Annotated in this window: 16 protein-coding genes and 1 riboswitch; of the genes, 2 read left to right on the top strand and 14 right to left on the bottom strand. The window is 38.7% G+C overall.

Annotation, left to right across the window (positions count from 1 at the left end; all coding sequences use genetic code 11):
- Window positions 1-168 precede the first annotated feature (168 nt).
- A complete protein-coding gene (locus tag EV200_RS16410) occupies window positions 169-582 on the bottom strand; it encodes a hypothetical protein (RefSeq protein ID WP_132534566.1) in 414 nt (137 codons plus the stop codon).
- A gap of 381 nt (window positions 583-963) precedes the next feature.
- Here EV200_RS16410 and EV200_RS16405 point away from each other — a divergent pair, with 381 nt between their 5' ends.
- Entirely contained in the window at window positions 964-1,587 is a 624-nt protein-coding gene (locus EV200_RS16405; RefSeq protein WP_132534564.1) for a carboxypeptidase-like regulatory domain-containing protein, read from the top strand.
- A 130-nt stretch (window positions 1,588-1,717) separates the two neighbouring features.
- Here EV200_RS16405 and thiD read toward each other — a convergent pair whose 3' ends face one another.
- The 8 genes from thiD to thiS are packed head-to-tail and all read right to left on the bottom strand — an operon-like array spanning window position 1,718 to window position 8,869.
- Window positions 1,718-2,575, bottom strand: a complete 858-nt coding sequence (thiD, locus tag EV200_RS16400; protein ID WP_132534563.1) for a bifunctional hydroxymethylpyrimidine kinase/phosphomethylpyrimidine kinase — start codon at window positions 2,573-2,575, stop codon at window positions 1,718-1,720.
- Entirely contained in the window at window positions 2,572-3,624 is a 1,053-nt protein-coding gene (gene moeB / locus EV200_RS16395; protein ID WP_132534561.1) for a HesA/MoeB/ThiF family protein, read from the bottom strand. Before moeB ends, thiD begins: the two co-directional genes overlap by 4 nt.
- An 8-nt stretch (window positions 3,625-3,632) precedes the next feature.
- The gene (gene thiH, locus EV200_RS16390) at window positions 3,633-4,745 is read right to left on the bottom strand and encodes a 2-iminoacetate synthase ThiH (RefSeq protein WP_132534559.1); all 1,113 of its coding nucleotides are present in this window, start codon (window positions 4,743-4,745) and stop codon (window positions 3,633-3,635) included.
- Window positions 4,738-5,505 carry a thiazole synthase gene (locus tag EV200_RS16385; protein ID WP_132534557.1) on the bottom strand — a complete coding sequence of 256 codons (768 nt, stop codon included), beginning with the start codon at window positions 5,503-5,505 and terminating at the stop codon, window positions 4,738-4,740. The genes thiH and EV200_RS16385 overlap by 8 nt, the downstream gene beginning before the upstream one ends.
- A 10-nt stretch (window positions 5,506-5,515) precedes the next feature.
- Complete coding sequence (locus tag EV200_RS16380; RefSeq protein ID WP_132534555.1) at window positions 5,516-6,160, bottom strand: thiamine phosphate synthase; 645 nt, start codon at window positions 6,158-6,160, stop codon at window positions 5,516-5,518.
- The gene (locus tag EV200_RS16375) at window positions 6,157-6,765 is read right to left on the bottom strand and encodes a thiamine phosphate synthase (protein WP_132534553.1); all 609 of its coding nucleotides are present in this window, start codon (window positions 6,763-6,765) and stop codon (window positions 6,157-6,159) included. The genes EV200_RS16380 and EV200_RS16375 overlap by 4 nt, the downstream gene beginning before the upstream one ends.
- On the bottom strand, window positions 6,765-8,648 hold the full coding sequence (thiC, locus tag EV200_RS16370; protein ID WP_132534552.1) for a phosphomethylpyrimidine synthase ThiC: 1,884 nt from the start codon (window positions 8,646-8,648) through the stop codon (window positions 6,765-6,767). The genes EV200_RS16375 and thiC overlap by 1 nt, the downstream gene beginning before the upstream one ends.
- 17 nt (window positions 8,649-8,665) lie before the next feature.
- Complete coding sequence (gene thiS, locus EV200_RS16365) at window positions 8,666-8,869, bottom strand: sulfur carrier protein ThiS (protein WP_132534550.1); 204 nt, start codon at window positions 8,867-8,869, stop codon at window positions 8,666-8,668.
- A gap of 70 nt (window positions 8,870-8,939) precedes the next feature.
- Window positions 8,940-9,032: riboswitch (TPP riboswitch) on the bottom strand.
- A 246-nt stretch (window positions 9,033-9,278) separates the two neighbouring features.
- Here thiS and EV200_RS16360 point away from each other — a divergent pair.
- Window positions 9,279-9,845: a sugar O-acetyltransferase gene (locus tag EV200_RS16360; RefSeq protein ID WP_208864561.1), complete on the top strand. Its 567-nt coding sequence runs from the start codon at window positions 9,279-9,281 to the stop codon at window positions 9,843-9,845.
- 662 nt (window positions 9,846-10,507) lie between these two features.
- Here EV200_RS16360 and EV200_RS16355 read toward each other — a convergent pair.
- The 5 genes from EV200_RS16355 to EV200_RS16335 all read right to left on the bottom strand — a co-directional run bounded on the left by EV200_RS16355 (window position 10,508) and on the right by EV200_RS16335 (window position 18,416).
- Window positions 10,508-10,774: a hypothetical protein gene (locus EV200_RS16355; protein ID WP_132534548.1), complete on the bottom strand. Its 267-nt coding sequence runs from the start codon at window positions 10,772-10,774 to the stop codon at window positions 10,508-10,510.
- Window positions 10,775-10,852: 78 nt separating this feature from the next.
- Entirely contained in the window at window positions 10,853-12,154 is a 1,302-nt protein-coding gene (locus tag EV200_RS16350) for a hypothetical protein (RefSeq protein ID WP_132534546.1), read from the bottom strand.
- Window positions 12,155-12,214: 60 nt separating this feature from the next.
- On the bottom strand, window positions 12,215-13,288 hold the full coding sequence (locus EV200_RS16345; RefSeq protein WP_132534544.1) for a hypothetical protein: 1,074 nt from the start codon (window positions 13,286-13,288) through the stop codon (window positions 12,215-12,217).
- Window positions 13,289-13,385: 97 nt separating this feature from the next.
- On the bottom strand, window positions 13,386-14,687 hold the full coding sequence (locus tag EV200_RS16340) for a hypothetical protein (protein ID WP_132534542.1): 1,302 nt from the start codon (window positions 14,685-14,687) through the stop codon (window positions 13,386-13,388).
- Window positions 14,688-15,131: 444 nt separating this feature from the next.
- Entirely contained in the window at window positions 15,132-18,416 is a 3,285-nt protein-coding gene (locus EV200_RS16335; protein WP_132534540.1) for a TonB-dependent receptor, read from the bottom strand.
- Window positions 18,417-18,439: the final 23 nt, after the last annotated feature.

Genomic DNA, 18,439 nt, shown 5'->3' with positions numbered 1-18,439 from the left:
TTATCTATACAAAATAAACTAATTTGTATTATACGAAATGACTGGATCTAGTATAAAAGCACAAAGCCTCGAAAATTATTTATTTCCGAGGCTTTGCACTAAAGAATATGAAATGAATTACTATCGTTTTCCTTATCTTAATTGCATTAAATTAAACAAGGAGAATGATTATTGAAACAGGTAAACTATAGTTCCGGTTACGTAAGAGGTGCTGGAAAAAGATTTTGTTTCCACTACCTGATCGTTTACCAGAATTTCAACCTTTACCTCACCCGATCCAATTTTACTGTAACCCAATACCAAGTTATCTAATTGTTTAACTGTTCTTTTAAATTTAACGGAGTAGGGCAGGCTTACATTATCAACAGATGTATTGCCACCGCTGGCATTAGCATACAATACATCTCCGCTATTAACTCCGCTGATCGCTGTAATCCGGTATTCTACGTTTACATCTTTTGGATATGAATTACTGTTCCCAGGCTGGTAATTACTTTTTGAGCATGATGTAATGAACATCATTAACATTAAACATGGTGCTACGGCAAATTTTAAAAATTTTGTTTTCGATAAATGTTTCATAGATTTTTTGATAAGTGATGTGCAAAATTATAGGCTTCTATACTGTCAGTCAATACCCGGTTTTTAGGGATTCCATCTACTGGTTTTTAGGTAGATTTTAATCGTTTAAGGAATGATTTTAGCTATTATGCTTCATGTAGTTGATCCATAGCTATAAAATAAAATACCTAAAAACGGGTAGAAAAAAAACAATAAATACTGGTATTTAAAATCGTCGGTCCTTCACATAGTTTTGTCTCAAATTCATCTTGCTATTGAACACCATTAGAGATGACGGTCTATCCATCTTTTTGCAGGTCCAATATAAATGCCTGTATTGGTACTCAAGCTAAATGCGTTTGAATTATTTTAAGCCTTTAAATAACATTAAATATTAATTATATGAACTCTAAAAGCTTTGTCTTAACAATAGCATTAACTATTGGAATAATTTATCAGTCTTTTGCGCAGTATAAAGAACCCGAAGAAAAAGATAAAAAGCAGATTTTCTATCCCGAAGTCGTTTTCGATTCTCTACAAGCCAAAAGTATGTTGGCTAAAGGAAAGGGTACGATAAAAGGCGTGGCTTTCACTAAAGCAAAAAATAATATGGGTTTTAGAGCAGGTGCACGCATTCTGGCCAACCAGATTAAAGTAATTTTATTACCTGTTACACCTTATTTTGAGGCCTGGTATCAGCTGAGAAAAGACAAGGAGAATTTTAGAAAAAGACAATATGTTTATCTTTCTACAGCTGCATACAGGTATAGGCTTGAGGCCGTTACCAATAGTGACGGTAAATTCACCTTCCCTGAAATGAAGCCAGGAAAATACTTTTTACAAGGATTTTTAGACTGGACATCTAACGGATACTATAATGAATATACTGGAACGGGTTATAATAGTTATGGCGGGCAAACAAATTATTATCAGTCAAAAAAATATTCGGTAGACCACCAGGACAGGATTGAAGAATTTGTAGAGATTAAGGAGAATGGGGAAGTGGTTAAAGTGAGACTTCATTAAAATATATTTCGGAATTGTGCTGAAAAAGCGCTTCTCTTTTCTAATTCTGATCATCCATGGGCTTTCATAGTTTTGGATTGATTGGTTATTTTATGCTTGTCTAATCTTGAGGTAAGCGCTTCCTCCATGTTTAATCTAAATTCAACGGAACATCCTTTAACTCCTTCCTGATTAAATTCTGGGCATCAAAAAAATGGTTTAATGGCCCTTTTCCTTCTCCGGTTTTAACATGTTGACCAGCAATAATGGCTTGCTGAACAAATCCTTTTGCTTTCTCAATTGCGAGTGGCATATCATGGCCTAAAGCAACAAAAGCTGCAATGGCGGCAGAAAGCGTGCAACCCGTACCATGGGTGTTGAGTGTTTTTACAGCAATTGATCTAAAGATATTTTCCACTCCATTTTCATCCAGAAAGACATCAAAAAGATCAGGCCCATTCAAATGACCACCTTTAACCAAAATTGCTTTGCATCCAGATAGGATAATTCGACTGGCTGCTTTTTTCATGTCATCAATCGTGTTGATCTTCATATCAGCTAGTATTTCCGCTTCATCTATATTAGGCGTAACTAAACTGGTTAAGGGAAATAGTTCCTGTTGAAGGCTAACGATAGTATCCTGATCGATCAAATGAAAACCACTGGTTGATACCATAACCGGATCTAAAATCACCGGAATATGGGGATAATCTTTCAGCACTCGTACAATGGCTAACACTTGATCTGAAGATTGAACAATCCCGATTTTAATAGCCGAAGGCTTGATATCTTCCAAAACAGCTTTAACCTGCCCATTTACTATATTAGCTGGGATATGATGAATTGCCGTTACGCCTAAAGTATTTTGCACGGTAACACTTGTAATGGCTGAAGTGCCATAGCATCCGAGGGCGCTAAATGTTTTTAAATCGGCCTGTATTCCTGCACCGCCGCCGCTATCTGATCCGGCAATAGTGAGTACGGAAATATACTGAAAAGATTTACTCATAAAATTCCATTTTTTACACTGAAAATTTCTCCATTAAAGAACGGCTTTACGATTTTGATAGCCATTTTGCTCCGCTGGCCTGTCTGACAGATGAAAATCAATTTTTTATCAATAGGGAATGATAAAATATGCTCATTCAGCTCATACAGCGGGATATTTATGCCACCAATGTTATCTTCCTCAAATTCATAATCCTCGCGTACATCCACTAAAAAAACTTCTTCCGGTGTTTTATCTAGCCAGCTTTTCAGGAGGTCTATTGAGATCTCTTTTTCCTCCAGATTATCATGCTTCTCTACTGTTGTTTTTGGTATGGTATCGATCTGTGTTTTCGAACTGATTTTAAAAATATTCGTGCTGCAATCCAGTGCATTCATGGTGAGTAGTTTTCCTGAAAGTGTTTCGCCTATTTTACAAATGATCTTAATTGCTTCATTGGCCATTAAGGTTCCAATAATGCCAGGCAATACACCAATTACACCAATCTCCTCACAGTTGGGTACTTCACCTTCGGACGGTGCTTCAGTAAACAAATCACGGTAGTTCGGCCCCTGCTGGTGGTTGAATACAGATACCTGACCTTCAAATTTAAAAATGGAACCAAAAACGAGCGGTTTGTTCAATTGTACGCAAGTGTCGTTTATGAGGTACCGGGTAGGGAAATTATCAGAGCCATCAATTATCAGATCGTATTGGCTGATAAGCCTTTCTGCATTTTCTACCGTTACCCTTTCCGTGTAAGCGGTTATGTTTACCAACGGATTAAGGCGACCCAGTTTTTCTTTAGCGGTGAGCACCTTTGGTTTTCCCACATCTTCAATTGTATATAAGATTTGCCGGTGTAGGTTACTTAAATCTACTACGTCATTATCGGCAATACCAATATTCCCGACACCAGCTGCCACCAGATATTGTAACACCGGGCAACCTAAACCACCTGCACCAATCATAAGTATGCGGGCTGCCTTGAGTTTTTCTTGTCCGCTTATACCCAATTCAGGCAATATGATCTGGCGTTGATACTGTTTTAATTCTTCTGGTGTAAGCATATTTGTAATTAAGCTAAGCAATTGTCCCAATCTTTCCATACGGCTTCATAACCTTGCGCAGCAATCATGCTGGCAATTTCAGCAGGGCTTCGTTCATCGCTAATTTCAAACTGTTCCAACGATTCTGGCGCAACCGTATAACCACCAGGATTAGTTTTTGAACCCGCACTGATGGATGTTATACCCAGTTTAATGATGTTGTTTCTAAATTCCGGCGACTCACGGGTGGAGATAGACAGTTCTACTTCTTCATTAAACAAACGGTAAGCGCAGATGAGTTGAACGAGTTCCCTATTATTCATTTCTACTTTAGGTTCCAATCCGCCACTGTAGGGGCGAAGCCTTGGAAAAGAAAGGCTGTATTTACTTTGCCAGTATTTTTTCTCTAGATAGTTAAGGTGCAGTGCAGTGAAAAAACAATCGGTGCGCCAGTCTTCCAGGCCGATTAAAACGCCTAATCCCATTTTATGGATTTTTGCTTTCCCCAATCGGTCTGGTGTTTCTAAACGATATTTGAAATTTGATTTTTTTCCTTTTGGGTGGTGTTTCTTGTAATCTTCCTGGTGATAGGTTTCCTGATAAACTAAAATCGTATTTAAGCCAAAGGGAATCAGTTGTTCATAATCTTCCTGGTCCATTGGTTGAATTTCCATGGAAACATGGGCAAAATGTGGCTGGATCATTTTCAGTACCTTTTTAAAATAATCAATATGTACGTTCACGTTATCTTCACCAGTAACCAGCAGCACATGTTCATAGCCCATTTCTTTAATCGCCGCCACCTCCTGCATAATCTCCATCGGGGAAAGTGTTTTGCGCCTGACCTTATTATCATAGCTAAAACCGCAATAGGTGCAAATGTTGCTGCACTCATTGGATAAATAAAGCGGAACATACATTTGCAACACCTTTCCGAAACGCTTTTGCGTTAACTGCTGGCTAATCGTTGCCATATGCTCCAGGTAAGGTGCCGCAGCAGGTGAAACCAGCGCTTTAAAATCTTCCAGCGTCCGCTTCGATTTCGACAATGCATTTTCTACATCGGCAGCTGTTTTGGCATAGATACTGGCGTTGGTTTCATCCCAGTTGTAAGTTGCAAAAAGATCAGTAAAACTATTCATCTAAAAATGAGGTTAGTGGACTGCTGGCAACAGCATTTGAAACAGGTGAGGCTAATTTGGCTTCGAAGGCCATACGTCCGGCTTCTACAGCCATTTTGAAAGCCGCAGCCATTTGTATTGGATTACTGGAAACCGCAATTGCCGTATTCACCAATACGGCATCGGCACCAATTTCCATGGCATGTGCTGCGTCTGATGGTGAACCAATTCCGGCATCAATAATCACATGAACGTTACTTTGGCTAATAATGATCTCCAAAAAATCGATGGTTTTTAAGCCTTTGTTACTGCCAATCGGCGAACCAAGGGGCATCACGGCCGCTGTACCAGCATCTTCCAGGCGTTTACATAAAACCGGATCGGCATGGATATAGGGCAATACGATAAAGCCTAGTTTAGCCAGTTCCTCTGTAGCCTTTAAAGTTTCAATGGGATCAGGCATGAGGTACTTTGGATCAGGATGAATTTCGAGTTTAATCCAATTAGTTTCCAAAGCCTCACGGGCCAATTGAGCTGCAAAAACGGCTTCTTTAGCGTTACGTACGCCAGAGGTGTTGGGTAATAAATTGATGTGTGGGTATTTCAGACGGATCAGTAAGTCGTCATGTTCATTGTTCTTTACATCAACCCGCTTAAGGGCCACGGTTACCAGTTCTGAGCCTGATGCCAGTAAGGCTTCTTCCATTAAATCAGCAGAACTGAATTTTCCAGTACCAGTAAACAATCGCGAACTGAACGTTTTATCGGCTATTTTTAACATTTTGTTTCGTTTAAACTTCCTTTAAATTGAAGCTGTTAAGTTGTGCGTACATTTGCCTTACCATGGTTGCGTGATCAGTTGCATGGGTGATGGCTCCTGAAACGGCAACACCGTAAAGGCCAGTCTTGATAATGGCATTGATGTCGCCCAATTCGATGCCACCAATTGCAATAATGGGAATATGAATATTGGCCAACTTGACCTGTTTTATAATGGCGGCATAACCATCCAAACCCAATATCGGACTCAGCTTTTGTTTGGTTGTGGTGAATCGATAGGGCCCTAATCCAATGTAATCTACCCGTTCCGAAACCCGCCGTTTAATATGATCAAAGGTATTTGCCGTTCCACCAATGATCATTTCTTTACCTACAATATCTCTGGCATTTTTAATCGGCATGTCATCTAAACCCAGGTGCAGACCATATGCACCTGCCTTGAGGGCAATTTCTGGATGATCATTTACAATTAATTTGGCACCATAGGCTTGACACAATGCAACGGCATCTATGGCATATTGTAAAATCTCTACCTTTGGCTGATTCTTCACCCTCAGTTGGATCCACTTGGCACCTGCTTCCAGGGCTACTTTGATCGCGGTAAGGTGCGTGCCGTTTTCTGGTTCCTGAGAAATATAGTGGAGTCTGTCAATCATTCCAACTGGTTATTTAGGATGTTGTTCAATTTTTTAAAATTAACCGTAGCCAATTCGGGTGTATTCCAAATGGCTCCAAGTATTGCCACACCATTAAAATTCATTTTTACGGCATTTTTTAGGTTGGTTTCATCCACTCCGCCGAGTGCAATCACTTTGGGCTCATGGTTCTTTTTTTTCAATACAAAGTCCTCTTCTAACAGACTTTGATAACCCGGTTTGGATAGGCTATTGAATACCGGACTAAAAAAAACATATTCAAACTCTTTCATTAATGGTATTTCAGCAAGATGATGTATGGATGTACTCAACACATAGCCCTTTTGTTTTTGATCGTACCATTTTTCAGCACCTGAATTAACCCGATGCTTTTCAGGATAATGCAAACGCTTGATGTTAAAATTATCTGTAAGCATATGGTGCTGATGAAGCGCTATATTAGGATGAAATGCCTGATCAATACCTTCAAGCAGATTAACAAATTGATGGATATTCCACTCTGGCTTTCGCAAATGAAAACGGGTTAATCCGGCGTCAAAAAGCTGGTTAATCATAGCCGCTTCATTGTCGACAGATTGAGGAGCGGAGATCACGATCAAATCCATTATAAATAAATTTCGCTGCCTTTTTGTGTAAATTCTTTTGATTTCTCTGCCATCCCTTTGGCTAATGCATCTGTTTCTTCCATGCCATTTTCTTTGGCATATTCCCTAACATCCTGAGTAATTTTCATTGAACAGAAATTCGGGCCGCACATAGAACAGAAGTGTGCGATTTTTGCACCATCGGCTGGCAGAGTTTCATCATGAAATTCTTTAGCCGTATCCGGATCAAGAGATAAGTTAAACTGGTCTTCCCATCTAAATTCAAAACGGGCTTTACTCAACGCATTATCACGGTATTGTGCACCAGGATGTCCTTTGGCCAGATCGGCAGCATGCGCCGCAATTTTGTACGTGATTACTCCGTCTTTCACATCCTTTTTGTTTGGTAAACCCAAGTGTTCTTTAGGTGTAACATAACACAACATGGCCGTACCAAACCATCCAATCATAGCGGCACCAATGGCTGAAGTGATGTGGTCATAACCCGGAGCAATATCAGTAGTTAAGGGGCCTAAAGTGTAAAATGGTGCTTCAGAACAATGCTGGAGCTGCTTTTCCATATTTTCTTTAATCAAGTGCATCGGCACATGGCCAGGCCCTTCGATAATGGTTTGTACATCATGTTTCCATGCAATCTTGGTGAGTTCGCCTAAGGTTTCCAACTCGCCGAATTGAGCCGCATCGTTCGCATCCGCAATACAACCCGGACGTAATCCGTCACCTAATGAAAACGACACATCATAAGCTTTCATGATTTCACAAATCTCTTCAAAATGTGTGTATAAGAAATTTTCCTTATGATGCGCGAGACACCACTTGGCCATGATGGATCCACCACGAGACACAATGCCCGTAATTCTTTTGGCAGTTAAGGGTACATAACGCAATAAAACACCCGCATGTATCGTGAAATAATCTACGCCCTGTTCGGCTTGTTCAATCAATGTATCGCGGAAAAGCTCCCAGGTTAAATCTTCAGCTTTGCCGTTCACCTTTTCTAAAGCCTGATAAATAGGCACTGTACCAATGGGAACCGGGGAATTGCGGATAATCCACTCCCGGGTTTCATGAATATTTTTTCCGGTGGAAAGATCCATAATGGTATCTGCCCCCCAGCGACAAGCCCATACTGCTTTTTCAACTTCCTCCTCGATACTGGAGGTAACTGCTGAATTTCCAATATTGGCATTGATTTTCACCAGGAAATTCCGCCCGATAATCATGGGTTCTATTTCCGGGTGATTGATGTTACAGGGAATTACTGCCCGACCCGCAGCCACTTCCTGGCGAACAAATTCAGGTGTGATTAAACCTTTTGGCGTATTGGCACCGAAGCTATGCCCCTGATGCTGATGGTTCATAATATCGTGCTGGTCTTTCAATTGTTCTTGCAAAAGATCAATCCGCTGATTTTCACGAATGGCAATATATTCCATTTCAGGAGTAATTATACCTTTTTTTGCATAATGCATTTGCGATACGTTCATACCTGCTTTTGCACGGAAAGGTTTAGTGGTATGGTTAAACCTAAGGTGATCAAGGCTCTGGTCATTAAGCCGTTGTTTTCCATATTGTGAAGAGATATGATCCAGTTGCGCCACGTCTCCGCGGTTGATGATCCACTTTTCACGCAATCTTGGCAAACCTTTTTTTACATCAATGGTGGCATTTATATCTGTATAAGGACCACTGGTATCGTAAACAGTTACCGGCGCATTAGGTTCTGTTTCACCGAAACGACCATGCAGTTTCGTATCGCTTAAAATGATTTCCCTCATTGCTACCTGAATGTCGTGTAGCTTGCCTTGAACAAAAACTTTTTTGGAGGCCGCAAAAGGAGTGGTCGTCAATACTTGGTCTGTTGGAATTTTTTCGTGCTTCATTTTCTTTGGGTTTATGGTTAACCGCCTTGAGTGGCTTTAATGATGATGACCTGATCGCCGGAATGGAGGAGGTAGCTTTCCCAGTTCGTTTTGGAAATAATGGTCTGATTAACCGCTACAGCAATTCCTGTAGTCGGCGCATTTAACACGACAGTTATTAAATCCTGCATGCTGCAAGCTTCGGTAACCTGGTAATTTTGTTGATTTACGGTGATTTCCATTCTATAGCTAAAAAATCAACTTTTAGGAATGGCCCCGTATGGAGGAAAGAAAAGATACCACCAAATAATAGCGTTATCATTCACTTTTCCCTTCGGCAGTACTAACTGCATCAGGTTCAAAGGGTATTATCTCAGTCCGTAAAGGACACCCCTAAAGTTGCGGTAAACTTATAGAAAAGTTTCTAGAATAGCCAAATTATTCTGCAAGAAAACATTTGCTGACCACTTGTATAAACCTTAAACCAAATCTGTATTCAGACTTAAAATGGCTTTGCCATATTGTTGAATGTGACTTTTCGGATCAATAAAACTATTTTTTCAGAATGTTATTTTTTATGAAATTTTTGTTAATATCGTAGTCTGCGGTGATGATCTTTCGAAAGAATCTCAGCGATAAAGGAAGAAAAATATGAAATCTGAAAGAGAAAAAATGCTTGCTGGTGAACATTACAACATCAATGATCCAGAATTGGTTGAAATCAGATATCAGGTGAGGGAGCTTGTCGATTTATTTAACAATACCAGTCCGAGGGATACAAACACTAAAGAAAACCTGCAACGACAAATATTTGCAGAAGTTGGAGATAATGTTCATATCGAAAAAGCGATCAGAATCGATTACGGATGCCATACTAAAATTGGAAGCAATGTGTTTATCAATTTCAATTTTGTGCTACTGGATTGTTGCCCCATAACCATTGGAAATAATGTTTTTATTGCGCCGAATGTTCAGATTTATACGGCCAGCCATCCTATCAATCCGGTAGACCGAAATAAGCACATTGGTTTTGCCAAACCTGTCACCATTGGAAATGATGTTTGGATTGGAGGGGATTGTATCTTGCTTCCTGGCGTAACGATTGGTGATGGTTGTTCAATTGGCGCAGGAAGTGTAGTTACCAAAAGCATTCCATCCTATTCTTTGGCAATGGGTTCACCTTGTAAAGTGGTTAAGCACTTAGATTTTGTAAAATAGATTTACATTGTGAACTTCTGTAAAGCACATCCCTATTTCAGCAATTAAAATATAATTGACTATAATATCAGGTTAGCCAATTTCTGAAAACCATATCCGTTACTTTTCCCGCAGGGTTATAAAATTAAGGTTTTGTAATCCTTAACTATTGAATTTAAGTAAGCCTGCAATTTTCATTTATGTGGCTCTGCTTTATCTTAAATTTTGTTAATTCTAATAAAATAATTTGAAATATTACTTAAATTAAATGTTTATTTAAATTTATTTATATATCTAATTATAAGGTAATTATGTGTTAATATTAACTTAATGTAAGTCTTTTATCTTTATAGAATGACTTACAGTACCTATTTAAACATTTTTTTATTTTATGATAGTTAATAAAGAAGATATTGATAACAGTGATGAGTTTGGCTTATGTCCATGCGGGAGAGGTGATCGCTTGGATCTTCAACGAATTCCACGCACCAAGCTGATGAAAACTATATTATTTTGGCTAACAATAAAACGCTACAGGTGTTATCGTTGTATGCGGAACCGATGGATTTTAGGTTAATCGGCAACAGCGTTTAGTTAGTTTTAATCTTCTTTAGTTTATGACCTCATTTTTTAAAAAAAAATGGGGATTGCCGGTGTAGCTTCCACATTTTTATAATGTAATTTTATTGAAAAAACTGAGATAAATCAGTCAACTCTCCAGATAGAGCAGTGCCTCTAGGTGTAGTGGTTATCAAATTGTTTTTATCTCTTATCAAGAACAATTTAGATTTACCCGCCTCAAAAGTAAGTGTTCCAAAACGACCGTTATTCGCAACAAAAGGAAACCCGGAAGTAATTAACGGCGTAGTTAAACTAGAATAGGGTACTGTAAGCATGTTGTCGGGATTTGTTGGAGGGCCTAGCTTTACATTATCGTGGGTAATTGTCATTTAATGCAGTGTTATGCTGTTTGATCATAAAGAGACTATACCCTTAGGTATAGCCTCTTTTATTAAGAGAGAAAAAAATTAGAATACAAGTTTTGTCCAGCTATTCGCCCAGCTTGGTAGCGTAACTGTAGATGGAGAACCTGGTGTATTGTACCAAGGTTGAGGAACACCAAAAGAACTAGCGCTAACAGCGTTAACTACTAAAGTATTACCACCACCATCAACATAAGCACCAATTGCTGATGTGATGGAGTTGGTGAAGCCATGAACGGATGTAGAATTAAGATCTGAAAGATTTGCATTGGCATCAGCATCGAAAGAAATGCCTTTTGAATAACCAGATACAATTACATCGGCTAATGTAGCTTCCGAACCTCTACGCTCACGAATACCATTACGGTAACCTAAGCCGGATATACCGTTGGTATTTTCAGTTCCGAAAACGCTAACATTAACTAAAATAGGGTGAGTTTTTGGAGTTAAGCTAAAAGTAGCATCTTCTGCAGGTGTATTGTTATCAGATTCGATACCGTTTGAATCGCTGTTGCCGCCGCTGGTGCTGTGCCAGGAGTTTTTATCAGCAATGGCAATAGCATCAGCTATTACACCTGTGTAACCGTTGTCGAAATCAAACTGATCATCATGTGATGCCAATGCCACCAAATTGCTTGGGCTCACTGTTCCACCAAAGAATTCAAATCCATCATCAAGGCCATAAGAAACCTGAACGTGATCGATTGTAGTTCCGCTACCTACGCCACCTAAAGTTAGACTGTTCACTTCCTGATTTTGGGCTAAAACGAAACCTGCATACTCGATACGGACATATTGAAGAGTACCTCTGTTATCATCATCATTATTGCCGCCATAGTAAAACTTAGGCTGATTTGTCAAGCCTTCAATCAGTTTATAGCCAGCATTAATTTTTGCATTACCTAAAATGATTATACCACCAAAATCGCCTGGATTAGCCATTGTATTTGCGTTATCATCTAATAGATAACGACTAGTAAATACGATCGGATCAGTATATGTACCAACAGCGTTGATGGTACCATTTTTTGCAATAACCAATATACCGTTCTGTAAACCCGATGTATTTACACTAGATTTAATATAAGTACCTGCTTCAATGGTTAAGGTTGCGCCATTTCTAACAGTTACCACACCGCTTAATTCATAAACATTTCCTGCTGTCCAGGTAACTGAGTTGGTAATGTCTCCGCTAACAGCAACCACTGGTAAAGATGATTGCGAATAATCTGCTGCTGAAGTGCTGCGATTATTGAAGGTAGCTGATCCACCTTCATTTTTTTTACAAGCTGTAAAAGAAACAGCAACAATCGATAAAAGAACAATTGATTGTTTTAGATTTTTCATTTCGTTTTAAATTAAGAAATAATTTCAGATCCGTGATTTGTGATGGGATGAATAGTATTGCTATTTAAAGTATTGAGAAAGATCGGTAATCGCTCCCGAGAAATAGGTAGATCTTGTTGTGGAACCTAAATTTTTCGTATCCTTTATAATAAACAGCTTTGATGTATTGGCTTCAAAACTGATTGAGCCATACCTTCCTTCGTTTTGTTTAAAAGGAAATGCCGCGTTTACAAATGGTGAGGCTGTGGTAGTGTAAGGAACATTGTTTGTTCCTGCTTCAAATATATCAAAGCTGTAAATATAATTTGGTCCTGGCAGGGGCGGAAGTTCAATCGAATTGAACGAGCCATCTTTTGGAAGAGTAAGTCTAAGCTCAGGTGTAACTTTGGTTCCTGCAGTTGTAATGGTGGCAGATGATGGTTTAGTATAAAAAACAATATCTACATCAACATTTTTAAATTGTGGAGCAAATATGGTTTCAAACTTTGCACTGATCATCATATTGGCAGGATTTGCCGGAGCAGTGAGTTTTACATTATCTGCAATTTTAGTTCCGTCGAAAAAGAAATCAATATTCTGCTTTGCTATTTCAGATTCGATTGTTTTGGTAAAGAGAATTTCGGTGGTTCCCTTCTTACGGATGGTAATTTCCCTCGTGGTGCCTTTATCAATCAGGATAAAAAACGTGTTGTTGATGGTACTAGTACCCGATGACAATAGTTTTCCATCTAACAAAAATTCTATTTCGCCAGATAGCGCAAAACCTTTAATAACCAATGAAATGGCGCTGTTATATACCTTGGTTCCATCATAAAAAAAACTGATGTTCTGATCAAATGGTGCTGCGGTAATGGTTTTGGTGAGCAATATTTCTGAGGTGCCTTTTTTTCTCACCTTTAAAGTAGCATTCTGATCCTTTACAGAAAGCAGGGTTTTGATGTTAATACTGCCAACGGGTGGCGTGGCTATAATACTGTCTTTATATAGGTATTCTAATGCTACATCAGATGCGCCGGTAACAGTTAACTGGATTATTTTAGCAGGTTCTGGTTGAAGAAGTTCTGCTTTGCGACAGGATAAACCTAAGGCTATAATAGCCGAAAAAAGGAAAAGGGTAAAGGTTTTTAGTTTCATAAAAGGGGTAATTATCATTTAAACAGTACAGTCCTGTTTTTATAATTAAGAGACCATACCTAAAAAGGTACGGTCTCTTTGATAAGAGAGAAAATAATTAGAATACAAGTTTTGACCAGTTAGCAGCCCAAACAGGAAGCGTAACCGTAGATGGAGAACCTGGTGTATTGTACCATGGTTGGCTCACACCAAAATAACTTGCGTTGCTCGCATTAACTACTAAATTGTTACCACCACCATCAACATAAGCACCAACTACTGCTGTGATTGAGTTTGTGAAACCGTGAACAGATGTAGTAGAGATATCTGAAAGACTTGCATTGGCATCAGCATCGAAAGCGATACCAGTGTTGTAACCAGAAACAATTACGTTAGATAAAGTAACTTCCGAACCTCTACGCTCGCGGATACCGTTACGGTAACCTAAACCGGCAATGCCTGAAGTATTTTCTGTTCCGAAAATGCTTACATTGATCAATACAGGGTGAGTTTTTGGACTTAAGTTAAAAGATCCGTCTTCTGCAGGGGCATTGTTATCAGATTCAATACCGTTTGAATCGCTATTACCACCACTAACGCTATGTGTAGAATTTCTATCAGCAATGGCTACTGCATTTTCCAATATGCCTGTAAAACCGTTGTCAAAATCAAACTGATCATCGTCTGATGCTAAAGCAATTAAATTGCTTGGGCTCACTGTTCCACCAAAGAATTCAAATCCATCATCAAGGCCATAAGAAACCTGAACGTGATCAACAGTAGTGCCATTACCAACACCACCTAAAGTTAAACCATTAACCTCAACGTTTGGTGCCAATTGAAAACCTGCATATTCAATACGTACATATTGAAAAATACCGCGGTTATCTGCATCATTTGTTCCTCCATAGTGAAACTGAGGCTGATCAGCTAAACCTTCAATCAGTTTATCACCAACATTGATTGTAGCATTACCTAAAATAATTACACCACCAAAATCACCAGGTTTACCTGTTGTGCTGGCATCACCATCTAAAAGGTAACGGCTTGTAAATACGATTGGATTTGATGAAGTACCAACAGCATTGATATTACCGTCTTTTGCAATAACTAATACCCCATTTTGTACACCTGCTGTGTTTACGCTTGATTTGATGTAAGTACCTGGTTCGATGGTTAAGGTTGCACCAGCTCTAACTGTTACTATACCACTTAATTCATAAACGTTTCCTGCTGTCCAGGTAACTGGGCTGGTAATGTCTCCGCTAACAGCAACCACTGGTAAAGATGATTGCGAATAATCTGCTGCTGAAGTGCTGCGGTTGTTAAATGAAGCTGATCCACCTTCATTTTTTTTACAAGCTGTAAAAGAAACAGCAACAACTGATAAAAGACCGATTAATTTTTTAAAATTTTTCATGGTTTTTGAATTTTTTCAAAGTTGATGAAGCAATCATGATTGATTTATCTTGTTTGAGGATAAAGAAAATATCATGATGGTTTCGTTTTTCATAGGACCTTTTTCAGGATCCATATTTATAGGATGATTTTTTTACAATCATTCGGATGTACGCAGTCAGGCTATTTCTTTATAAATCAAAATAAAAGCCTGTTTATACCCAAATGAGATGATTTTTTTTATCTTAGCATTTTAGCTAAGAACAGCATGCTAATACCCCTGGGGTTTTAACAGTATGATCAGATAGATTTCAGGTTTATTCCTGGATGCGCGCCGACTTCCACAAGAAATTATCGGTACAAACGGAAGGTTCTAGTACAACCTTTCGTTTTTTTTTGCATTTAGGAAATGATTATTTCTCCTTTCTTTTTAAAATGTTCAACCATATTTATATTTCGCATTTTTTTAAAAATTATAGCTAATAGAAGTGCTGTATGTACGGCCGAATACTTGTCTGTATCTAAGTTCATCGCCTTCTTCATATTTATTGGTAAAACCTGGCTTTAAGCGCAACCGCTCACTAATGTCATCTCTTCCGGCTGCGTAATCAGGGTTATTTTCATAACTGCCTGTATTTACATAAAAAGCAGATGCCCTGTTTAGCAGGTTACTTGCATTTAATTTGATTTCGAGTTTTTTCTTCAAGAACCTGTAGCTAATCTGCAAATCAATCTGCGCACGTGGCTGTTCGTATTCTATCTGGTTGAAATACGGACTCACGATATAGGTTTTGTAGCCAGATTTGTTATAAATAATATTGAGGCCCAGGAAGTCTCCGGTATACTGTAAACCTAAATTAACCAGATAAGGTGACTGGCCATACATGGGCCTGCTTTGTTTCGTTGGAACGGAAATATCTGGCAAACTGGGCCCATCCGGATTAGTGATTTTATAGGTGCCCACCACACTGGATTTTTGTAAAGTCACATTGCCATAAGCAGTAATCTTGCTTAAAATCTGGTTGTCAGTAATAAAATTTAAATTCTTTCTCAATTCAAATTCTAAACCATATACTTTAGCCTGATCTGCATTTTTGATATAATAATTGATATTACCATTCACCAGGATAAAAGTTAATTCTGTGGGCTGATCAAAACGTTTGTAAAACGCACCTGCTGAAATTATTTCTCCTAATCCTGGAAACCATTCTGCTTTAAGGTCATAGTTGTTGATTTTAGTACTCACCAATCCTTGATTACCAAATAATGAACCCAGGTTTGGATCATAACGGAAAAACTGACTATTATCCATCAGCTCCGGTCTGATTACCGTACTGGAAGCAGCCGCTCTGATGTTTAGGTCTGTTATCGGAATATAGGTTAAGTTTGCTGAAGGCAACCATTGCCATTTTTTTTCGGTTGGCAGAACAAATTCACTTCCACCTCTGATATTGATGTCATTTCTAAGTTCGGTATATTTATAATATTCCGCCCTGATGCCCCAAACCAATCGTATTTTATCCGAAAGCCGATCATCAAGCATGATATAACCAGCATGGGTTTTGCTGTTTCCTTCGTATCCATTTAAGAAATAGGAATTAATGGCATAATTGTATCCGTTTGCTCCGAAATTTGCTGGATTTGCCATTTCACTAATGGGAATATACCTTAAGCTATCTGCCAGGTTAGCACTATTGGCAAGTGCAGCAATCTGCCAGTTAAATGTGCCTTTCTTGGTTACACCGAAATAGCCCGTTTTTAATGTATTTCTCAGCTTTCCGATATTAAATGGTGTTGAAGCATCTACACTCCAGGAGTAATTGCGTTCACTATTGCTATAATTATGACGTGAAGTGGGCAGGATATTTCCCTGGATAAAGGGAGAAGTATCATAAAAATACAAGTATTCATTGCCAATTAATCTTGGTACACTTGTAGCAATTCCAATATCTTTTTCTTTCCGTTCTATTGCCGTCCGAGCCAGATTCCACTCTAATTTCACTTTGCCAAGCTGATGCTGACCATTTAATTTATTTTGTAGAAGATCGGTAAATGTAGGGTCATCTACTTCTTGTATTCGGCTCGGTGGTATCCCTGCCGAAATAAAATTAGCTCCGTCATTGTTATCATACCCCGTTATTCTAAGCAGCTCATTATTGTAAAAATGGGTATACGTATTACGCAAACTAAAACGGTTGCTGCCCAGTTTTAAGCCGACATTAAGTAATGCGCCTAAGGTGGTATTAAAGATGTATTTAGCGCCAGCGTTATTATAGTTTAAATACCAATCGCTTCTACGTACCTGATCAATCTGATTAATGGTTTGCGTATTTCTGTAGGTAACTGATCCAATAATGCCTAATCTGTTCTGATTAGCGGTATCCAGCTTAATAAGCCTGCCGATACTGAATTGATAATTTTGCGTTGGCGCCGTTTTATATTTATAGATACTAAAGTTATCATTCTTAAACTTTTTACTTTGATCATCTATCTTTTTCTGGTATTCCTCGTTTGATAAGGATGTATTGGGTGCCGTTCCTCTGTCAGTTTGCTGCAAGCCTTCAGGAAAATCACGTCTGCCATCATCAAAACCTAGATAATCGTATTTACCTCTTTTATGGCTGAAGAAATCTTTTCCAGTACTTTGGTCGTTGTAGGATGTACCTGCTGTAAAACCGATAAAGTTTTCTGCCGGTATATCTTTGGTGTTGATTTGAATAAGACCGCCACCAAAACTCGTATTCATATCTGGCGTTGCCGTTTTGCTTACAACCACATTGTCTACCAAATTGGAAGGGATCAGGTCAAAAGAAAAATTGCGGGTTTGTGCTTCTGTACTTGGAAGCGTAACACCATCTAATTGAGCAGAGTTATAGCGTTCGCCAATTCCTCTTACAATTACAAATTTATTTTCTACCGTATTTACGCCACTAATGCGTTTTAAACTTTCGCCAATGTTTCTGTCGGGTGTTCTCGAAATCTGCTCGGCGCTAATGCCATTACTGATTTCCGATGCATTTTTCTGGCGGGTTAATAAACCTTCAACCGATGCTTTTTTGTAGCTGGCGGTTACCACAACTTCCTGTAAACCCTTCGTATCAGGTTTTAAGGAAATATCTAAAGGTGTGTTTTTATCAGCCCTTACATTTACATTGCTAATGCGTTGGGTAGTAAAAGAAATGTAACTAATTTCCAGTGTATAGTTACCCGGCTCAACACTTAAACTATAACTTCCATCGCTGGCGGTTTGAGTAGCTTTACCTGTTTCTATTATCTTAACTGAGGCGCCGGGAAGGGTTTCGCCCTTTTCATCGAATATTTTACCTGATATCAGACCAGGTTTTACCGGATCTGGAAGTTTGTAAAGCAAGATGGTCTGGGCATCTGCAAAGCGGTAAGCAACCCTGGTTCCTGAAAGTATTCTTTTCAGGATAGGCTCAAAGGCCATGTTTTTTATATCCAGGCTTATTTTATCTTTCTGGCTAAAGATTGATTTATTGTAATTAATCAGAAAGCCTGATCTTTTTTCGAGCAAACTAAGTGCTTCGGAAATGCTTAATTCGGTTATTTTAATACTTAAACCTCCTGATGTGGCATTCTGTGTAAGTCCTCTAGCCGTTGCCAGATTAAAGCATAAGGTAAATAGCAGTAATGTTGCCAATCCTTTGCTGTAATTCAGGTTGATAATATATTTTTTTATATTTTCGTAAAATCCTATTTTAATAGGATCAAGATGTTTTTTAATTCTCACGGGTTAAAAACTTTTGTTGAGGG

Source organism: Pedobacter psychrotolerans (genome assembly GCF_004340665.1).
GTDB lineage: Bacteria > Bacteroidota > Bacteroidia > Sphingobacteriales > Sphingobacteriaceae > Pedobacter > Pedobacter psychrotolerans.
Note: the sequence above shows the minus strand (reverse complement) of the source record. Positions and strands in the feature narration are given on the sequence as shown.